This window comes from Roseobacter sp. HKCCD6576-2 (assembly GCF_013179285.1).
GTDB classification, from domain to species: Bacteria; Pseudomonadota; Alphaproteobacteria; order Rhodobacterales; family Rhodobacteraceae; genus Rhodophyticola; species Rhodophyticola oceani.
In genome coordinates this window covers 1-2854 of the sequence record NZ_WVNW01000044.1, presented here as the reverse complement: position 1 = coordinate 2854, position 2854 = coordinate 1, and the positions used below count along the sequence as shown (strand labels likewise).

The following is a 2854-nucleotide window of genomic DNA, read 5'->3' as shown; positions in this document are numbered from 1 at the left end:
TCATCGGTTCATCGGTTCATCGGTTCATCGGTTCATCGGTTCATCGGTTCATCGGTTCATGCCGCGCGGGGCGTAGGCAGCAGAACTCACCGGTCTTCTCCTCCTGACAGTCTGACACCCGGCCTCGAGCCGGGTATTGCTCATGGGCTAACTGGTGCTCGTGAGTTAAGTGGCCTTCTGATCCCTGTATCTGGATTGGACGGCCAAACGCGACCGTCTCCGATCTCGGTTTCCGGATGGGATGGTCTGAACGGGGGCGTCCTCGGCTGCAGTGACGCGCGATGTGGCCGTTACCGGTGCGAGATCAACTGCAACGACCTCGTACGTCTTACCCCGATCAGAACGGACGGTGCGGACGGACCGCGGCCGATCCCTGACGGTGGCTCGCTTCTTGTTGGGCTTGGAGCAACGCCTCCGGCCGATACCCATACCTATGCCCGCATTTCTGCCACCCCACTGACCGCCTGACGGGCAGGGCGGTGCCTTGCCTCGATTGTGTTCAAATCCCTCACAGGAGAGTTTCAAAAATGACAAACCAGTCCTCAGATACCCAGCCCGCCCTTCGCTCGCTCAACGTCTCTGTTCGGGGTGGTCGTTTGACCAAGTTCAAGGGCCGGGTGGCCAGCATCGCGCCGGGGCTTTCGGTCGTGGCGACGGCTGCAGTGCTATTCAGCGGCAGCGCAGCACAGGCCGCGTGTACGGCAACAGATGGCGTGGCCACATGTCCCGCTGTCACCTACGATTCTGGCATTGTCTATACTCATGCAGATGCGGTTCACACTCTGACACTGCCAGACCATCCTGATTTCACTGTGCGCGGCGATGGGGTGGAAATGACTTATGGAGGTGACGAGAATGTTTCTGTGAGCATGCGGAACGGGACCGTCAACGCCACGAACAATCGTGTTGGGAATCACGGGGTTTCGGCGAGCACCACAGGAACTGGAAATGTGGAGGCCCGACTGAATGGTGACGGGGACATCACTGTAAATGGTGATGGTTCTTCTGGGCTTCGGGCACGGATTGGAAACGACGAGAGCACAGCCGAGGCGACAGCGGTCATGGCCGCCGGAGAGATTACTGTTGGCGGTACGTTTTCCGAGGGGGTTTCGGCGGTCACCATGACTAGGCAGGGTAGTGAGACAGTGAGCGGTGGTGATGTGACTGCGAGGATGGAGGGCGGAACGATCATCACGAAAGGAGATCAGGTGGGGGCCGCGATTCATGCCTATGCCCACGAAACCACGTATGTGGGCACGCTGACGGCGTTAATGACCGGAGCGGATAGCGAAATCATAACAGAAAACACTAATGCTGACGAACAGAGTGGCGGTGTAGGCGTGAGGGCGTCGACCCGTTCTAGCAGCGAACACACCTCTGTAATTGCGCAGATGGAGGGCGGAACAATCACCACGAATGGGTCGCGCTCTCACGCGGTTACGGCGGAGTCCGAGCAGAGCGCCCGGGATAGTCAGGCCAACATGACGGCGAGAATGACCGGAGGGACGATCACGACGCTGCGTCACAATTCATCTGGGGTTCGGGCGTTTACCCATGGCTATGGCGATGCGACGGCAGAAATGATCGATGGCACGATCACCACGCATGCAAACCAATCTCACGGGCTTCAGGCGTTCTCTATCTTCAATGCCAATCGGAACACCGCGGACAGTGCGACGGTTGCGGGGAATGTGACGGCCATAATGGGTGGCGGGACGATCACCACTCACGATAACTTTGCCCATGGAGCTCATGTGTTAGCCGGTAGTACCGGCCAAGCCAAAGCGCTGATAGAAATGCACGATGGCGGCATCACCACGAATGCCGAGGGCGCTCATGGGCTTTATGCGCGCATTGACAGCCCGGACAATGACGAAGAGGTGAGGGTCGAAATGACCGGAGGGTCTATCGTGACGCAGAACGCCTCCGGCAGCTTTACCGGATCCCATGGGATTTTGGCGGACACCAATGGCTCTGCGGACGTGGTCGTGGACATGGGTGAGGGTGATGGCGCAGTCACCACGATTGGGCGAAACTCTCACGGCATTTGGGCGGTAGCGGAGGGCGTTGGCGCTGTGCAGAGTGATGCGCAAGCGCGGGCAAAGACGAGTGTCAACTTAGGTCGGGATGCCGCTGTCACGGCTTTAGGAGAGGGGTCAGACGGGATCCGCGTTTCAGGTCTTTGGGTGGAGCCCGGAAACATCGCCAATCGGGTTTTACTGGGTGTAAAAGAGTTTGACATAGACGTAGCCGGGTTTGTGATGGGCGGCGCTGACGCACGTAACCCGTCTGTTGCGGGTCGGCTCGACGGCGCCGCGATCCGAACGGTCTCCGATGCCGACGGCGGCGGGACGATCGATATCGCCAGCACCGGCCGGGTGGTGGCGGGGAGGTCTGGCCTTGCGATAGTGGATGGGAATGGCGCTGCGGTCATCAATTCGGCGGGGACCATCGATGGGGATATTCGTCTTGGGGCGGGCAACGATACCTTGAACCTGACGGGCGGCAGCTTCACCGGGCATCTCGATGCCGGTGCAGGCGATGATACCGTCACGATTTCTTCCGCAGCCAGTTTTGACTTTCCCCACGTTCTGGACGGTGGTGCGGGCGATAACGATCAGCTAATCTTGAGTGGCCGGACAATGACCTCAATGGAGAACGTCATCAACTGGGAGCATCTCACGCTGAACGACACGACCCTCAGCCTGGATCGGGTTGGTAGGCTGGAGACGGGTCTGTCCATCGACGCCGGGTCTGAGTTCCGCGCGTTTGGCCAGCAAAGTGACACCCCCACCGTCCTGACCATCGCAGGTGATGTGACCAATAATGACGGCTCTGTCGTCTTAAGCGTGCA

1 pseudogene is annotated in these 2854 nt (G+C 59.3%); it reads left to right on the top strand.

Annotated features, from left to right (window positions below):
- Positions 1-527: 527 nt before the first annotated feature.
- Positions 528-2854 (top strand): annotated as a pseudogene (locus GTF44_RS21795) (hypothetical protein); the annotation flags it as partial.